The organism is Pseudomonas sp. Marseille-QA0332 (assembly GCF_054950175.1).
The window spans coordinates 582191-597778 of record NZ_CM143106.1 but is presented as its reverse complement, the minus strand read 5'-3'; the positions used below and the strand labels follow the sequence as shown (position 1 = coordinate 597778).

Sequence of the window (15588 nt, the reverse complement as noted above, 5' to 3'; positions counted from 1 at the left end):
CACTCAAGAAAGATCGGAGAAGACCGCGAAGAAGCGTCGGGATGGTGGTGAAACGGAGCTTCGCATGTGGACCAAGCCAGCAACGCGCACCGTGCTAGCCGAGCTGATGGAGTGGCACGGCATAACTGAGCAGGCCGAGGCGATCACGCTGTTTCTGCACCACCTGCACGCCCTTGGCCCGGAAGGGTCTCGCCGCTTCCTGACTCCGCCGCGCCACGAAATCACGGTATCGCCAAACGTGGCGCGCAAGCTCGAGCAATTCCGCATTGGCCGCGAGCTGCGGGCGACCGACCTGCTGCTGGGCGACGACCCGAAAGAAGACGAAAAAGGCCTGTTGCTGCTCTGTCGGCGCTGATGCTACTGGTCAGGGTTATCGGAAAATTTGCTGTCCTTCAGCAGGAGATCAATCTGAACCTTCGCCATCTGCTGCCCTCGCTGTACGGCCTCTTCTAAGCTGGAAAATTCCGACTCCTCGCGAGACGTCATCACTACGCCATCAGGATGCTGAACGCTAACCCGCAATCCTCTTGGAATTGGGTTTTCAGGCCGACCCCAAACGAAACCGATCTTGGATGAGACACCCCGGTATTCATAATCAACAGGCCACGGTCGATCAACGATCAGCGACATAGAAACTCCTTGATCCGGCCCCATGCCGGTCACCCGTAATACCCCATCCAAAACCAAATTGCCACCATGCCGCATCCGGCCACGGAGGGCGGCGCATGCATGGAGAAAGCCATGGACAAGAACACCAAGATCCTCATCGCCGAGATCCCGGGCGAATGGACCGAGCGCACCCGCTCCGGCCACACGAATATCTGGAATGGCAAGGATCATGACCGTCCGCATCGTAACGGCCTGCCCGAGGTGAAGCTTGAGCCGCCAGAGAAGGGTTTGTATGCCGAACGCATCGACGGCGCCTGGTATTGGGTCTCAGGTTGCAATAAGTGCAACGGCGAAGCAGGCAAGTGGAGCTACATCGTCTGCGACGCGCACAACGTATGCAGCTGCTGCGGAACTCACCGCTCCCAGTTGACGGACACCCCATGGGGCACCCGCGACGGGTTCAACTGCAAGCCTTGCCAGGAGCGTCTGGACGCTGCTGCCAAGGCAGAGGCCCTGGCCAAGTTTGCTGAAGCGGAGTACGACGACTCGGACTTCGAGTATCAGGACGAATGCAAGTGTCCGCATTGCGCCTCAGTCATTCACATCGAAACCGAGGATTACGGCGACAAAACGATGGCCTGCGACGTGTGCGATGGCCAATTCGAGCTGACCCTCAACTACGAGATCACCTTCAGCACAAAGGTCATCGGCGAGCGCGTTACGGCCTGACCCTCCGGCGCTGCCCTCCAGCGCCTTCCCCCATCAACAGCCAGCAACACGCTTCGCCTCAACGATGATCGGCCAGACCCACTGGCACAGCTGAATGATGTTCAGCAGCAGCTCTACAACGCTGTTGATTATGGCGATTTTGCTCATTCGGTGGATCTCCAAGAAGCTGTGTCCCTGTATGTCGCTTCAATCATCAGGGTCTAGGTGAACCACTTCCACTTGGGGTTTTTCCAGGGCTCGCGCCCACCAGCGCCTTTCCCTATTCAACGATAACGCCACCCCGGCGAGGTATCCCATGCCCACAGAAAACCGATCCAGCAACACAGAGATGGTCAGCGAGCTGCTGCCTTGCCCGTTCTGCGGCCAGCAGGACTTTCTAATCGAGCGCCTCGACAGCGACGCCTCAGTGGTGATCTGCCAAGGACTGACCGGACCACATGAGGCCTGCCTGGCCCGTGGCCCGGTGGGAGTGGCGCAAGATGAAGGTGAGGAGCAGCCAGGCCGCGATAAGGCGGTCGAGCTGTGGAACGCGAGAGCCGAGCAGCACCGGGGCGAACCGGTGGCGTGGCGCGTGATCGGGAGGCGCAATGTATGTGTAGGGCCGGAATATCCAGGCTGGGCGGAAGGGGATGCAAGTCTGCGCATCGAACCCCTCTACACCCACGCCGACCCTGCCGAGGTGGCCCAGGCCAAGGCTCTGGCAGAGACCGCTGCTGATCAAGTCGTCAAGCTGCTTGCGCAACTGCGCGATGCCAATGACAAGCTGGCCGAGCGGGATGCGCTGCTGGGCTCAGCATTGAGCATGTTCTACTCGATAAATTCTAGACTATTGGATTTCCATGCAGCGAAATCCGAGCGGTGGTGCGGTTACCTGGACGATGCTCTTGGCGGAACAAAGCACCAGATCAACGAAATAGAAAACGCCCTATCAGCCAGCGCAGAGCCAGCCCAGGACGCGAATGCGGGCGAGGTTGAGCGGCTGCGCGCAAATGCAAAGGAGCTGACTGTCGATCTAGCCGAGGCACTGAAACAGCAATGCGCGGACATGCGGACTATTGACGCCCTTCGCGCCCAGCTGGACGAGCTGGTCAGCGCTGTTCGCTCGATCAACTACGGTCCCGCTCATGCAGTGCAGGTGCCGGGTGATGACGAACCCTGCTATGCCCAGCGCAAGGAATGGATCGATTGGCTGCTCGGGCTGTGCGTTGCCGCCAGCGCAGAGCCGAGCACGCCGAAGTGCAAAGGCTGGACGTGCTTCCACTGCGACGAGCACTTCACGAATGCCGAAGCGGCTTCCATTCACTTCGGCACCCATGAAATTCAGAGACCCGCATGCCTGATAGACGCTGCCGAATACCGCTCCATGGAGGCGCGGGTGCGCGAGTTCGCCAATGAGGATTCAGAGCTGCACCGGCAGATGCATCGCCAAGCAAACGGGCACAGGCTTGAGTTGCGGCGCGCCGAAGAAAGTGGCTACGCCAAGGGTCTAGCTGATGCGAGCGCGCCGGTTGAGCGGGACGAGCTTCCACCTTTTGCGAAAAAGGTGCTGAGCAAACTGCGCCGCACACAGGAATGCTTCGAGGACAGTCAAGGCACAGATATTGGCCGGGAATGGCTCGACGTCTTGGTGAAACTTGGGCTTCTTAACCGAGTTCAACGCAGCCCAGCGCTTTGGGAAATCAGCGATGCTGGTGACGAACTCTTAGAAGCCCGCGCCGCCCTGGAGCGCAAGCCATGACCCGCCTCGCCCTCTGCCTCCTGCTGCTGGCCACCGGTGCCAGCGCAGAGCCTTTGCCATATGGAGTTGGTGTCTTCCATGACGATGAGCGTGGAGCCAGTTGCTGGCTTTACCAGATGGGGGCGCCGGCGGCATCAGCTGCATCCCCGACAGCCAGCTGCAGGCCGGCACCGAGCGCCAGCTCTCCCCGCACGAACAAGAACCCGAACCTACACCCGCACTGGCGCCTGGGCGGCAGATTGATGAGAGGTACCGCCTGTGAGCGAAATCAAAGAGCGTCTGCGCGCTTCCCTGTCGGCGATGAAGCGCACCGGGAAGCGGGATATTGGCCTGCACCTGTTCATGATCGTCTTCTGCCTGGGCGCGATCGCCATCGCTATTCCTTTGGTGCTCCTGCTGCAATACCTGCCTGGCTGGGCATGGCTGCCGCTGGGCATAGCCTTCCTGATCTGGATGCTGTTCGGAGACACCATCGCTGCTGGCTACCGGGCGTTTCGAGGTTATCAGCCATGACCGACCTGATCGAAGTGAAGACCTGCACCTGCCCATCCGGCGACGGCTCACTGCGCTGGCCGTGCCCGGTTCATCCGCCTAAGCGCTGATCCTGCTGTAACTCAACCACGACTCAAGCCCGCCGACATGCGCGGGCGAGGATTCCTTATGCCCGAAATCAAATGCGAGCACGGCCACACCATGCGCGTCGGCACCGACCAATGGGTGGAAACCCTGACCCTGGATCAATTGCGCTATGCCCGCGACCAGATGGCCCTGAAGATCCAGGCGGCCGAGGCCCAGCCCAAGCGCTGCGTGTGGAGGGTATGCCGCGGCGGCCTTGCCGAAGGCAACTACCGCGAGGAGGACTTCGAGAAGGCAGCCGACCACCTGGTTCGCGTCTTCAAGGAGCACTTCGTCGAAGAGGCGCAGACCTTCATCACACGCCATTACGGGACGCTCCGATTCGAGCGCGAGATCCCCCACATCGCCGTCGAGCTGGTGACCCAGTTCGAATACGACAACGAGTGGTTCCCGGCCAAGGCCTGATCACCAACCTGCCGCCGCCGACGGCGCGGAGACTCCATGAGCCTGCGACTGATATCGGTCACCCAGGCCGCCGAGATGCTGGGCATAGGCCGGTCAACGGCCTACCGCCTGGCGAAGGCCGGGACCATACCTTGCGTGCGCGGCTTCGGTCCGCTGCGCGTTCACTACCAGAAGCTCGTCCAGATGATCGAAGCGGGCATCCCTGATACGCTCGCCGCCGCGGGCGTCGTATCCGAGGAGAGGATATGCCGTACAAAAGAGGAAGGACGTGGTGGATCAGCTACACCGCGTCAGACGGAACGTATGTTAGACGCTCTGCTGGCACCGAGGACTACGCAGCAGCCAAGGCCCTAGAGCAGGAGCAGCGCAGCCAGGCGTGGCGCGAAAAGGAAATGGGATTCGATCGGCAGCGCACCTTCGAAGAGGTGATGATCGAGTACCTAGGCCACGCCGCGCAGACCCAGCGCAGTTTCGATACCACGCAGCATCGAGTGAAGGCGCTGCGCGAGTACTTCTCCGGCCGGGTCATGAACGACCTGGCGGGAAAGGACATTCGCGAGTACACCGGCATCAGGACGAAGGCCGGCAAGTCAGCAGCGACGATCAACCGGGAGCTGGCTGCGCTGTCGGCGGCGATCAACTGGTGTTCGGTCGAGCTGGAATGGAAGCTGCCCAACCCGGTGAAAGGTCGAACGCTGCGAGAGGCGGAAAGCAGGGTGCGATGGATCACCCGGGCTGAGGTGGAATCGCTGTGTCGATCGGCGCGCACGCAGCGCCACGGCGACATGCTCGAGGACTTCATCAGGCTGGCAGTGAATACAGGATGCAGGAAGGAGGAAATGATCGGCCTGGAATGGCGCCGCGTTGACCTGGTGAGCCGGCTGGTCTACCTGGAGGGGCAGCACACGAAGGCAAAGAAGAGGCGGAGCATTCCGCTAAATGAGGGAGCGTTGTCAGCGCTGAAAGGCAGGATGGCGTTTCGCGCACAGCATGCGCCGGACTCGCCATGGGTCTTCGCGCGCAAGAGCGGCGAGAAGGTGATCGATCTGTCGGATGGATTCGAGAAGGCCTGCGAGAAGGCGAAGATCAAGGACTTCCGCATTCACGACCTGAGGCACACATGCGCGGCGTGGTTGGTGAGCGCTGGCGTGCCTTTAATAGAAGTGAGGGATCTGCTGGGGCACTCGACGGTTCAGATGACCGAAAAGTATGCGCACCTCGCACCGGCCAGGGTGCGAGATGCGGTCAGTGTGCTCGACAAGCCAATGTCACAATCTCGCTACACTGATAATCCAGCGGGTCGAGGGGAGGCAGCTCTAAAGCTCGTAACCCCTTGATTTATAATATGGTGCGGACGAAGAGACTCGAACTCTTACAGCTTGCGCCGCTGGAACCTAAATCCAGTGTGTCTACCAATTTCACCACGTCCGCATGAACCACTTAAAGCAAAGGCGCCAGATTATACAATCAGGCGCCTTCTTCGAATATGGGGTGGACGATGGGAATCGAACCCACGACAACTGGAATCACAATCCAGCGCTCTACCAACTGAGCTACGCCCACCATATTGCGGTACTGCGTTCACTTGTGCCAAAGCTGCCTCATGGCGCACCCGGCAGGACTCGAACCTGCGACCATCCGCTTAGAAGGCGGATGCTCTATCCAGCTGAGCTACGGGCGCATATTCAATCTGCTTTCCGTAAAGATTGCAAATCAACTTTCAGTCCGTACTGAACAAGCCAACAAATCCGCTTATTCTGCCTGACCTTGCTAACCAGTGCTAGGCTCTGCCCGACAAGTGCGACGAATGTTATAGACGAGCCGGCAGTTCGTCAACACTTTTTTCAAAAAAATTTAGTTTATTGAAGGGCTTAGGGGATTTGCCCGCCCGCCTGCCTTTGCCCTGGGGCCATGTCGTGCGAGAATGCGCGCTCTTAATGTTTCCTTTCTCGATGGTTAATCACGCGTCTATGACTGCACACCTTATCGATGGCAAGGCGATCGCCGCCAGCCTGCGCCAGCAGATCGCCCAACGTGTCGAGGAGCGGCGCCAGCAGGGCCTGCGCACGCCCGGCCTGGCGGTGATCCTGGTCGGCACCGACCCTGCTTCCCAAGTCTATGTTTCGCACAAGCGCAAGGACTGTGAGGAAGTCGGCTTCATCTCGCAGGCCTACGACCTGCCCAGCGATACCACGCAGCAGGCCCTGACCGAGCTGATCGATCGTCTCAACGAAGACCCGGCGGTCGATGGCATCCTTCTGCAATTGCCGCTGCCGGCGCACTTGGATGCTTCGCTGCTGCTCGAGCGTATCCGTCCGGACAAGGATGTCGATGGTTTTCATCCCTATAATGTCGGTCGCCTGGCCCAGCGCATTCCCCTGCTGCGTCCGTGCACGCCTAAGGGCATCATGACTTTGCTGCAGAGTACCGGACAGGATCTGTACGGCATGGATGCGGTAGTGGTCGGCGCTTCCAACATCGTCGGCCGTCCGATGGCCATGGAGCTGCTGCTGGCCGGCTGCACCGTGACGGTCGCCCACCGTTTCACCAAGGACCTGGCCGCGCATGTCGGTCGGGCCGACCTGGTCGTGGTGGCTGCCGGCAAGCCGGGCCTGGTCAAGGGCGAATGGATCAAGGAAGGTGCCATCGTCATCGATGTAGGCATCAATCGCCAGGCGGATGGTCGCCTGGTCGGCGATGTGGTCTACGACACTGCCCTGCCCCGTGCCGGCTGGATCACTCCGGTGCCTGGTGGGGTCGGCCCGATGACCCGCGCCTGCCTTCTGGAAAACACCTTGTACGCGGCAGAAGAGCTGCACAAGTGATCCGCCAAGGCATGGCCCATCGCTGACGCTGCACAAGACGGCACCCATGAGGTGCCGTCTTGCTATCTGCGACCTGCAAGCCGGAGCGTCAGGCGGCACATAAGTCATCCGTTCACGCCCAGCACGCCCGCTAGGCTCGCTGTTTCTTGACCAAGGAGCAGCGCATGGCCCGAACATCGCATTTCACGTTCATCCAGAATCGCTTCCCCGCCTGGCTTCAGGCAGCCACACCCGCCCAGCGTTCGCAGCTGCGCGAAAGAGTGATCGAAAGTCATCGTGCCAGCCGCGGCCTTGCCCAAGCACTGGCGTCCTTGCAGCCAGCGGATGCTTTTTGCCGCCCGAGACTGCAGCAGGCATTGACCCGATGGTTTCCCGATCAGTCACTGCCCAGCGTGGATGAGGGCCGGCTATGGAATCATGCCGAGAAACGCGTCATGTCCTGGCTCGAGGCTGCGATGCAGAACTTCGACGCGGATACCCAGGTCACGCTGTACGCCAGCGAAACTGCCGAGCAGCCACTGGCCATCGATCCGGCGCGCTTCGTCAAAGGCGTCCGTAACCTCGATGTAGGACTGCTTTATCGGTATCACCTACTGGATATCGTCGACAATGATCCGTTTCGTGACCGGCTGGCCCATCACGACCGTGCGGCCTTCGCCGCTGAGCTGAGCATGGCCAGGCTCCAGGGACGGATCGACAGCCGCGGAGAGTGTTTGGGCGAAGCCGCGCTGGCCGGCCTCGATGAGCTGACCCTAGCCAATGGCGCACGCCGCAAGATCAACTGCAGCTACCTCACCATCGCCGGTGTCGCCCTTAGAGGCCCCCTGGTGATCGCCCTTGAACCGGACGCTCGTGTCGAGCCCTGCCTGGTCTATCTGCCAGGTCATCCACGCTTGCCGCTACGCCAGTACGCTTCGATGCGCGCCGTGGCCAAGACGCTTACCCGCTGGCTATGGCAGGAGCAAGAGCGAGTGTTCTTCAGCCGATACGTCGGGCATGCCGACAAGCCGCGTTTCGTCTCGGCCCTGCGCCAGACGCTCTACCCGCTCTATCCATACGACCAGATCCACGCGCGTGTACCGGTGCTGGAGCCAGGCGAGCATGTCAGCTGGATCAAACGCCTTTTTCCTGCCGCGAACGATCTCTACCAAGCCACCTTGGACAAGAACGCCCGCCTGCCGATGACGCTGACCACCTGGCGTGAAGAGTGCTTCGCCGCTCGCGCGCGCAGCCTGCTGGAGGGTCAGATCCTGGACGCCGCCAGTGTCGCGGTACCGGTGGCACAGCGTGACGCCGTCGCTCAGTTGGGTCTGATCCAGCACTGGCTGGGAATCGGCCTTTCGGTACTCAATCTTGCTGGTTTTGTGGTGCCTGGCCTGGGCGAGGCGATGCTGATCGTTGGCGGCGCGCAACTGGTAGACGAGTTCCTCGAGGGTGTCCACGCCGCCAACGAGCACCAGGCCGAGGCAGCCATCGCGCACCTGTTCGACGTGTTCGAGAATCTGGCGCAGCTGGCAGCGCTGGGCGCAGCGGCGGGCCATGCCGAACCGGCCGGGCCCCTGCATGAGTGGACGCGCGTGGACTCGAACGGCACGACCAAGCTATGGCACGGCGGCACGGAAGCTTTTGCCCAGCCAGGTCCATGGCCAATGGACGCACCTGTGCCAGGCTGGCAACCACTGCAATGGCAAGGTCGCCAATGGATCTGCCTGGATGGCCGGCGCTATGCGGTACAGCGCGCCAGCACCGGAGCGTGGCGGCTCGCTCCGGCACACGGCCACGTTCACCAACCCGCACTGCTGGGCTCGGAGGATGGACCATGGCTGCTGGCACACGAGCGGCCACTGGCCTGGGATACCGTACGGCTACTGCGCAGGATCGACTCGCTGTCCAATGGCCTGGATGATGCCACCCGAACCATGGCCTTGCGTTGCAGTGGCTATGATGCAGCCGCGTTACGCCAGGTGCTGCTGGATCATCGTCCGGTCCCCGCCCTGTTGCTGGACAGCCTGGAAGCCTTCGGCGCGACCGTCCCCACACCGCTGCCGAACCCGGACGAGGCCTGCTTGGCCTCGGCGTTTCCCAGCCTGAGCCCGCGCATGCGCGGCGAGATCCTCGCCCAGGCCCGGGCGGTCGACCGGATCGAGCTGCGCCGTAGCGCAAGGCTGCCATTGCGAATCGCCGAAACGGCACGCCTCTATCTGCGCGAAGCGCGTATCAATCGTGCGCTGGCCCACTTTCACCTGGATGCTTCGTCCCAGGCTGACCGCGACCTGCTGGTGATCGCCGGTCTGCAGCGGCTGCCAGGCTGGAGTGGCGAAGTGCGCGTGGCCTTGCTCGAACAAGGGCGCCTGGTCAGCGCCGCCGGCCCCGCCGGCAGCGTGACCAAGAGGCTGGTTCGCGCCGCGCAGGGCTACCAACCGTTCGACGAAGCCGGTCAGTCGCTGGCCAATCACAGCGACATCTACCAGGCGATCCTGCAAGCGCTGCCCGATCAAGAGCGCGACGCCCTGGGCCTTGGAATCGATGACGCACCGCGTCTGCGCGAAATGCTCTTCACCCAAGCCGCGAACGACCGTCGACGCTCCGCGCTGGACCTGGGCATGGTGCCTGTAAGGCCATGGTATCGCCTGCCTACCCGACTGCCAGGAACACGTGGCATCGGCTACCGGCTCAGCGGCCGAGCCAGAGGCTGGCTTAGCCCGGACGAACTGTTCGACCAACTGTATCCCGCCGGTCCGGAGGAGGAACGGGAGTTGCTGCGTGCATCGTTGCGACATGAAGCCGGTCCGCAGCCGGACGCATTCATGCGTCTGATGCAAGACCTGCATGCCCAATACCAACGCCTCGACACCACGCTACAAGCCTGGGAAAACGATGCGACGGGCGTTGCACCTGAGCGCCTGGTCCTGCGCCGCGCCGCGCGCCGAGAAGCGGCGCAGTGCATTCGCCAGGCATGGCGGCGCGAGCGCGTCGATGGCCCACCCGGCGCGATGGCTCATGTCGCGCTGCGTATAGAAGGCGTCGACCTGGATGCGCTGCCGGTATTGCCTGATCCGATGCCCCATATCCGTCATCTCGAGATCACTGCCTTGGCGAATGTCAGCGACAACAGGCTCGACGAGTTCCTGCAAGCCTTTGCGCAAGTCAATATCCTGGATCTTTCGAACAATGCCCTGACAACCTTGCCAACACACATTGGCAACCTGAGCGAACTCGAATGCCTGTCGCTGGCGGACAACAACCTGGACCTCAATGACGAGCGCAACCTCGGCGTGCTCACACGGATCAGCACGCTGCAGATCCTCAACCTGAGCGATGCGGTGGTCGACCTGTCTGTCCCGGCTTTGCAACGGTTGGGGCAACTGCCTGCCTTGCGTGTCTTGATGGCTGACCTCAACGAACTGTCGCTCGGGCCCGGGCATTTCCTGGCCCTGCAACAATGGCCTGCACTGGAAGAACTGCACCTGGGCCAGAACCAGATTACCCTGGACGAAGCGAGCCGCGCCGCGCTTGCGGGACTCAACCGCCTGCGCCGGCTATCGCTGTACGAAAATCCGCTCGACCTGTCTCCAGACCTGACCGGTTGGACGCACTTGCGCCAGCTCGACCTGGAGCAGAGCGCAATCGTCGACTGGCCGACCGGCCTCACTGAACTGCTCAGGCAACGCCCACTGGTCCTGCGTACCCTCGATCTCGGGCGCAATGCCATTCGCGACATCCCGTCCCTGAGCGACACCCACTTCGCCGAAGCCGTGCTTGCCGGTGAACCCGATATCTACGCTTCGTTCGCCTACAATCCGCTGACGGAGCAAAGTCGCCAACACCTGCGAGACATTGGCCTGGACGTGTGGGAAATGAGTGGCGAGACGGACGACTGGCACGTCGACTGGCCGCAGGACCTGCAACGCCATATCGAGGTGACACGTGATGATCCCCAATGGTCGCCGCTGTACGACCTGTTCCGGCGCCTGACCGAGACCGCGGAATACCAGCGCAGCGGCATGGCCATGCGGCTGCGCATGCGTCGGATGGTAGAGGCGCTCAGTACTCAGCAAGCGCAGGAAGAAGCGACCGGCTGGGGTCGAGCCGAGGTACTGCAACAGATCATCGACCGACTCGCCGATGCCGCGCAGGAATGCATCGACCAGGCCAGGCTGCTGTTCCAGGAAGCCGAGACCGATGTCCTGCTCTGGCGAGCCGTGTCCCAAGCCGCGCCAGGCGCAAGCGACGAACAGGTGGCGATGGACAGTGCCGCCTCGCTGTACCGGCAGCGCTTGCTGGACGAGCGGATCGGCGCGATCTACCAGGCCCGCGTCGCCAGGCGCCAGGCGCTGGCCCACGCGCGAGACGAAGAGGAACGGGCGGCGGCACCGGCGCTGCACCCATTCGATGACATCAGCGATGGCACGCTCACAGACCCGAGCTACCCGCTCGATGAACTGGAAATGGCCCTGCATGCGCGCATACAGCTACATGACCGTCTGGATTTGCCAGCACAGCCCTCGGAAATGAGTTTCGCCTACCTGGCACGCCTGAGCGATGCGACCTTGCAGCGTCTGATGACCGATGTGTCGCAGCACGCAGGCCTGGAGCAGGTCGTCAACTGGGCGAGCGAACAACGCTTCTGGCAAGGCTGGCTGCGCCGGCTCTATCCAGGCCCCCTGGCCGACCTGGCGGTTCGCTGGGAAGGCGCTTCGGCGTACTTCGACCAGTTGAGCGAGGCTTCATCCGAAACCGGTGCCTATAGAGGTCCTGAAGTACCGCCCGCCTACATCGAAGCCCTGGAGCGCGATCTGGGAGACACGCCAGGGCTGAATTGGCGACAGGACGGCGTCTTGCAACGCATCGACCTGGTGTCTGGCCGCTATGCCAATGAAAGCATGTTATACCAGCGCGCCGCGCAGCTGCTGCTGGATACCCGCCGAGCTGCGGAGATGGCCCTCTATCGCGACCTGAGCCGGGCGCTGGCCCGCGGCCAGCAGCACTGACACCGCTAGCGGCACCGGCGCGCCACCCGCTAGCCGCGCGCCGCCGGCGATTCCGGGCACATGATTCAGGCTCAACCCAGCAACCGGACCACCGCCCACAGCGGTGCCGCCAGCCCCAGGGCCGTGGCGCTGCGCGGCCAATAAGGCAACAACATGACCAGCGCCAGGCCGCTCAGTGACAGAAGCCCGAGCCAGGCAACCGGCCCCATTGCCCAGCCCCATGCCTGGGCGCACAGCAACAGGCTGACCAGCAACGCGGCCCAGCCCATCCCCCTCAGGGCCAGGCGCTGCCAAAGCAGACAAGGCCTGCCCCAGACCTGCTTGAAATGCCGCTCCAGCCCTTGGCACAGAGCCAGCATTGCGCCATAGGCGAACAGCATCGCACCGATCACCAGGCCGCTCACACCTGGACCTCCACTGCCTCGGCGCGCCCCTTGCCGCCTGCCATTTTTATTGGCGCAGCCACCCGCCACGCGACCAGGGCGAGCAGCATCCCCAGCACCAGGCTGCAGACCTCCAGCACAATCCGCACCTGGTCGACGTGCTCGGCGAAGGCGCCCAGTACACCGAGGCCACAGCACAGCAAAGCAGCGGCCGCCAACTGCTCCGCCCAGGCCCTGTTGGCCGGACGCATGCCTGCATGCACAAGGCTGGCTACCCAGAGGGCAAAGAACACACCTACCTCCCAGGTTCCACGCTGGGCCAGTTCGACCGGCAGCAAACGACTGGCCCAGAACAGGCCAACGCACGCCACCAGCAGGCCGGCAACGAACGTCACGTTGCAGGCCTCGGCCAGCCGATACCAGCGCTGGGCGCCGCTACGCACAGGGGCATTGGCGTACTTGCGCCCACGCTTGATGGAGAACAGCACCAGCCCGCTGGCGATCATCGCGCAACTGACCAAGCCACAGAAGAAATACAGCCAGCGCATCGCATACCCACCGAACTGGGCGAAATGCAGGCCGGCCATGGTCCGCTGGGTCAGCAGCGCCGGGCGCATTGCCGCGGGCTCGGCGAGCAATTGGCCAGTGATACCGTCGAATACCATGGCTTGTCCCTTGCTCAGGGCGATCCGGTTGCCCAGTTCCGGACCAATCTCGATGCGCGCCGCGGCGGTGTTCGGATGCCGGACGTTCAGGCTGGCGATCGGTCCCAGGCGTGCCTGGGCTTCGACCAGCAGCGGCCCCACATCGATCAGCCGCGCCGGCTCCCGGCCAAGCGGGCGCGGCGCCTCGGCGCGCGGCGAGGCCTGGGACTGGAAATAGGCCCGACTGTCGCCAGCGAACAAAGCATCCACCGCCGCCGGTACGTAGATCAGCATGAAGATCACCAGCCCGGTATAGGTGATCATCAGGTGGAACGGCAACAGCAGCACGGCACTGGCATTGTGGAAATCCAGCCAGGAGCGCTGGCCCTTGCCAGGCCGGAAAGTGAAGAACTCCCTGAAGATCTTCTTGTGGATCACGATGCCGCTGAGCAAGCCTGCAAGCATGGCCAAGGCCAGCGCGCCGACCACGAAGATGCCCCAGTTGCGCGGCAGGTTCAGCGTGAAGTGAAAGCGGAAGAAGAAGTTGCCGCCTACGCTTTCGCGCACATCGATGCGCTCGCCGCTGCGCGGATCGAGCTGGATGCCAGCGCCATGTCGGCGCTCGCCGGTCGAAACCACCAGGCCCGGGGAACGTTCGGTCGGCAGGCGGATCGCCCAGTTGCCGGCGGTGGGTTGATGGGCCTGGAGAAAATCGATGGCGCGGCGCGCGGCGTCGGCCTGGCTGACCTTGGTAGCGGCTATTTCCGGATGCATCCAGTGGTCGATCTCCTTGTCGAACACGGCCAGGGTGCCGGTGACGAAGATGGCGAACAGCAGCCAGCCGAAGACCAGCCCCGCCCAGGTATGCAACCACGCCATCGACTGCGTGAACGTGTGTTTCATGCCAGCCACTCCATGAACTGCGGCCAGAAGCCGATCAGCCCCAGCGGTAGCGCCAGCCAGGCAGGCGCCCAGGCGCCCAGTGCATCGCGACTGGCGAAGGCCCAGAGGATGGCCAGCGTATAGAGGACAAAAGCCGGCAAGGTGGCGACGATCACCGCATCACCCGGCGCCAACGGCAGCAACCGCGCCAGGCAGGCTGTCGCCGCATAGCAGAAGGCATAGCCACCCAACAGGGCCGCGGCACTGCGTGAGAGGATGGCCAAGCAGACAGGAACAGAGCTCATCGATGACTCCTTGGAAAGGTCAGGCCGCTGGCAGACGCAGGTTCAGGCGCAGGCCAGGGCCAAGGTTTTCCGCCCACAGTGCCCCACCCTGCAGCTGGAGGCGACAGCGTGCGATGCTCAAGCCAAGGCCGAAGCCATCCCCGCCAGGGCGCGCATTATCCAGACGGGTGAAAGGCTGGAAGATGACTTCCAGCGCCGTTTCGGCAATGCCAGGCCCCTGGTCGTCGATCCACAGGTGCCAGCTCAGGCCATCGCGGCGACCACCCAGACGGACCCGCCCATCGGGCGGGGAGTGGCGGATGGCGTTGCGCAGGATGTTTTCCATGGCCTGGGCCAGGTCGTTGAGCTGTCCATGCACATGGCAGTCGCCCGGCAGGTCGCAGGGCATTCGCTCTGGCATCCAGCCATACTCGAAGCAGGCGTTTTCTCGCAGCACCTCCCACAAGGCTTCGACTTCGACGCGGTCGGTCGGCCGGCGTGGTCGCTCGTTGTCCAGCCACGCCAGTTCCAGGGTATCGTCCACCAGCTGGCGCATGCCATGCACTTCTCGGAGCAGGCGGTCGCGCAGCACCTTGCAGTCACGCTCGTTCTCGGCGGCCAGGTGCAGACGGGTCAGCGGCGTCCGAAGCTCGTGAGAAAGATCGGCCAGCAGCCGCTGCTGCAATACGACGGTGCGTTCCAGGCGCTGGGCCATGTGATCGAAGGCCCGGCCAAGGTCGCCAAGTTCGTCGGCGCGGCTGCTGATCCGGGTGTCTACCCGAGTCCCCAGCCTGTCGGCACGCAGCGCGTTGGCCTGGCTTTGCAGATGGGCCAACGGATCGATCAGCAGGCGATACAGGACGATGCCGACCAGCAACGCCAGGATGGCCGGCAACAGGCCATGCACCAGCAGCCGTACCAGAAGCGGCAAGGTCGACGGCATGTAGCGCTGCGGCAGTTGTACCACCAGCCGGCCCTCGCCCGAGGCGAACGGCACGCTGATGGCCGGTAGCTCCATTGCGCGCTTGCTCATTGGCCAGTCGAGTTCGCGCATGAAAGTCACACGACGCTGGTCGTCCTGGCTGAGCGGCACGCTGCCCAGCGACTCCAGCGCTGGCCCGATCACCCGGGCCCAACCGCCTTCGCGGCGCTCGTACGCATCGAGCCAACGGTCGACCCCGGCGCGCCCAGCTTCTTGCCAGGCTACCTGCGCCTCGGCGGCATGGCCGCGCAGAACCTGGCGCGCCTGATCGTCGAGCCGATAGCTTTGGCGCTCCAGCTGCTCGCCACTGAAGCGACCCAGCCAGATCAACGACAAGCAGAACACGACCAGCAGGCCACACAGCTTCCACAACAGCGAATGCCGTCCTGGCAACTTGTGCCGGACGGCATTCGCGCAAGTGCTACCTTGTCGCAAGCCTGGTTCGGTCGAGACCACGGTTCACCCATTATCTGGTCGGCC

General features: G+C 63.0%; 14 protein-coding genes, 3 tRNA genes and 1 pseudogene. 10 read left to right on the top strand and 8 right to left on the bottom strand.

From position 1 onward, the window contains the following. Positions 1 to 64: 64 nt before the first annotated feature. The gene (locus ACY8GK_RS02875) at positions 65 to 355 is read left to right on the top strand and encodes a hypothetical protein (protein WP_462402234.1); all 291 of its coding nucleotides are present in this window, start codon (positions 65 to 67) and stop codon (positions 353 to 355) included. 2 nt (positions 356 to 357) lie between these two features. Here the strand turns inward: ACY8GK_RS02875 and ACY8GK_RS02870 are convergent, their stop codons facing one another. Then, positions 358 to 630, bottom strand: coding sequence for a hypothetical protein (locus ACY8GK_RS02870; RefSeq protein WP_462402233.1), 273 nt, complete (start codon positions 628 to 630; stop codon positions 358 to 360). 111 nt (positions 631 to 741) lie between these two features. Between ACY8GK_RS02870 and ACY8GK_RS02865 the strand changes: the two genes are divergently transcribed. The 7 genes and pseudogenes from ACY8GK_RS02865 to ACY8GK_RS02835 all read left to right on the top strand — a co-directional run bounded on the left by ACY8GK_RS02865 (position 742) and on the right by ACY8GK_RS02835 (position 5454). Further along, positions 742 to 1338, top strand: coding sequence for a hypothetical protein (locus ACY8GK_RS02865; RefSeq protein WP_462402232.1), 597 nt, complete (start codon positions 742 to 744; stop codon positions 1336 to 1338). Between the two features lie 295 nt (positions 1339 to 1633). After that, positions 1634 to 3076: a Lar family restriction alleviation protein gene (locus ACY8GK_RS02860; protein ID WP_462402231.1), complete on the top strand. Its 1443-nt coding sequence runs from the start codon at positions 1634 to 1636 to the stop codon at positions 3074 to 3076. Further along, a pseudogene (locus tag ACY8GK_RS02855) lies at positions 3073 to 3338 on the top strand (hypothetical protein). Before ACY8GK_RS02860 ends, ACY8GK_RS02855 begins: the two are co-directional and overlap by 4 nt. After that, positions 3335 to 3589, top strand: a complete 255-nt coding sequence (locus ACY8GK_RS02850; RefSeq protein ID WP_462402230.1) for a hypothetical protein — start codon at positions 3335 to 3337, stop codon at positions 3587 to 3589. The pseudogene ACY8GK_RS02855 and the gene ACY8GK_RS02850 overlap by 4 nt, the downstream one beginning before the upstream one ends. A gap of 147 nt (positions 3590 to 3736) precedes the next feature. Beyond that, positions 3737 to 4117 carry a hypothetical protein gene (locus tag ACY8GK_RS02845; RefSeq protein ID WP_230376040.1) on the top strand — a complete coding sequence of 127 codons (381 nt, stop codon included), beginning with the start codon at positions 3737 to 3739 and terminating at the stop codon, positions 4115 to 4117. 36 nt (positions 4118 to 4153) lie between these two features. Beyond that, positions 4154 to 4471: a helix-turn-helix domain-containing protein gene (locus ACY8GK_RS02840; RefSeq protein WP_084859346.1), complete on the top strand. Its 318-nt coding sequence runs from the start codon at positions 4154 to 4156 to the stop codon at positions 4469 to 4471. Further along, the gene (locus ACY8GK_RS02835; RefSeq protein ID WP_462402229.1) at positions 4363 to 5454 is read left to right on the top strand and encodes a tyrosine-type recombinase/integrase; all 1092 of its coding nucleotides are present in this window, start codon (positions 4363 to 4365) and stop codon (positions 5452 to 5454) included. The genes ACY8GK_RS02840 and ACY8GK_RS02835 overlap by 109 nt, the downstream gene beginning before the upstream one ends. A 9-nt stretch (positions 5455 to 5463) precedes the next feature. Here ACY8GK_RS02835 and ACY8GK_RS02830 read toward each other — a convergent pair. The 3 genes from ACY8GK_RS02830 to ACY8GK_RS02820 form a co-directional block, all read right to left on the bottom strand. Further along, positions 5464 to 5548 (bottom strand) — tRNA-Leu (locus tag ACY8GK_RS02830). A gap of 56 nt (positions 5549 to 5604) precedes the next feature. After that, positions 5605 to 5680: transfer RNA gene (locus ACY8GK_RS02825), tRNA-His, on the bottom strand. Between the two features lie 41 nt (positions 5681 to 5721). Further along, positions 5722 to 5798: transfer RNA gene (locus ACY8GK_RS02820), tRNA-Arg, on the bottom strand. Between the two features lie 289 nt (positions 5799 to 6087). On the opposite strand from ACY8GK_RS02820, the gene folD reads away from it, so the two are divergent. Then, complete coding sequence (gene folD, locus ACY8GK_RS02815) at positions 6088 to 6942, top strand: bifunctional methylenetetrahydrofolate dehydrogenase/methenyltetrahydrofolate cyclohydrolase FolD (RefSeq protein WP_462402228.1); 855 nt, start codon at positions 6088 to 6090, stop codon at positions 6940 to 6942. A 164-nt stretch (positions 6943 to 7106) separates the two neighbouring features. Further along, positions 7107 to 11933 (top strand): dermonecrotic toxin domain-containing protein, encoded by a 4827-nt coding sequence (locus tag ACY8GK_RS02810; protein ID WP_462402227.1) that lies wholly within the window; start codon positions 7107 to 7109, stop codon positions 11931 to 11933. A 71-nt stretch (positions 11934 to 12004) separates the two neighbouring features. Here the strand turns inward: ACY8GK_RS02810 and ACY8GK_RS02805 are convergent, their stop codons facing one another. The 4 genes from ACY8GK_RS02805 to ACY8GK_RS02790 are packed head-to-tail and all read right to left on the bottom strand — an operon-like array spanning position 12005 to position 15480. Beyond that, positions 12005 to 12313, bottom strand: coding sequence for a DUF3325 domain-containing protein (locus tag ACY8GK_RS02805; RefSeq protein WP_462402971.1), 309 nt, complete (start codon positions 12311 to 12313; stop codon positions 12005 to 12007). Between the two features lie 20 nt (positions 12314 to 12333). Further along, complete coding sequence (locus ACY8GK_RS02800) at positions 12334 to 13863, bottom strand: PepSY-associated TM helix domain-containing protein (protein ID WP_462402226.1); 1530 nt, start codon at positions 13861 to 13863, stop codon at positions 12334 to 12336. Then, positions 13860 to 14147, bottom strand: a complete 288-nt coding sequence (locus tag ACY8GK_RS02795) for an iron transporter (RefSeq protein ID WP_196176298.1) — start codon at positions 14145 to 14147, stop codon at positions 13860 to 13862. Before ACY8GK_RS02795 ends, ACY8GK_RS02800 begins: the two co-directional genes overlap by 4 nt. Before the next feature lie 19 nt (positions 14148 to 14166). Continuing rightward, a complete protein-coding gene (locus tag ACY8GK_RS02790) occupies positions 14167 to 15480 on the bottom strand; it encodes a histidine kinase sensor domain-containing protein (RefSeq protein WP_329604751.1) in 1314 nt (437 codons plus the stop codon). Positions 15481 to 15588: the final 108 nt, after the last annotated feature.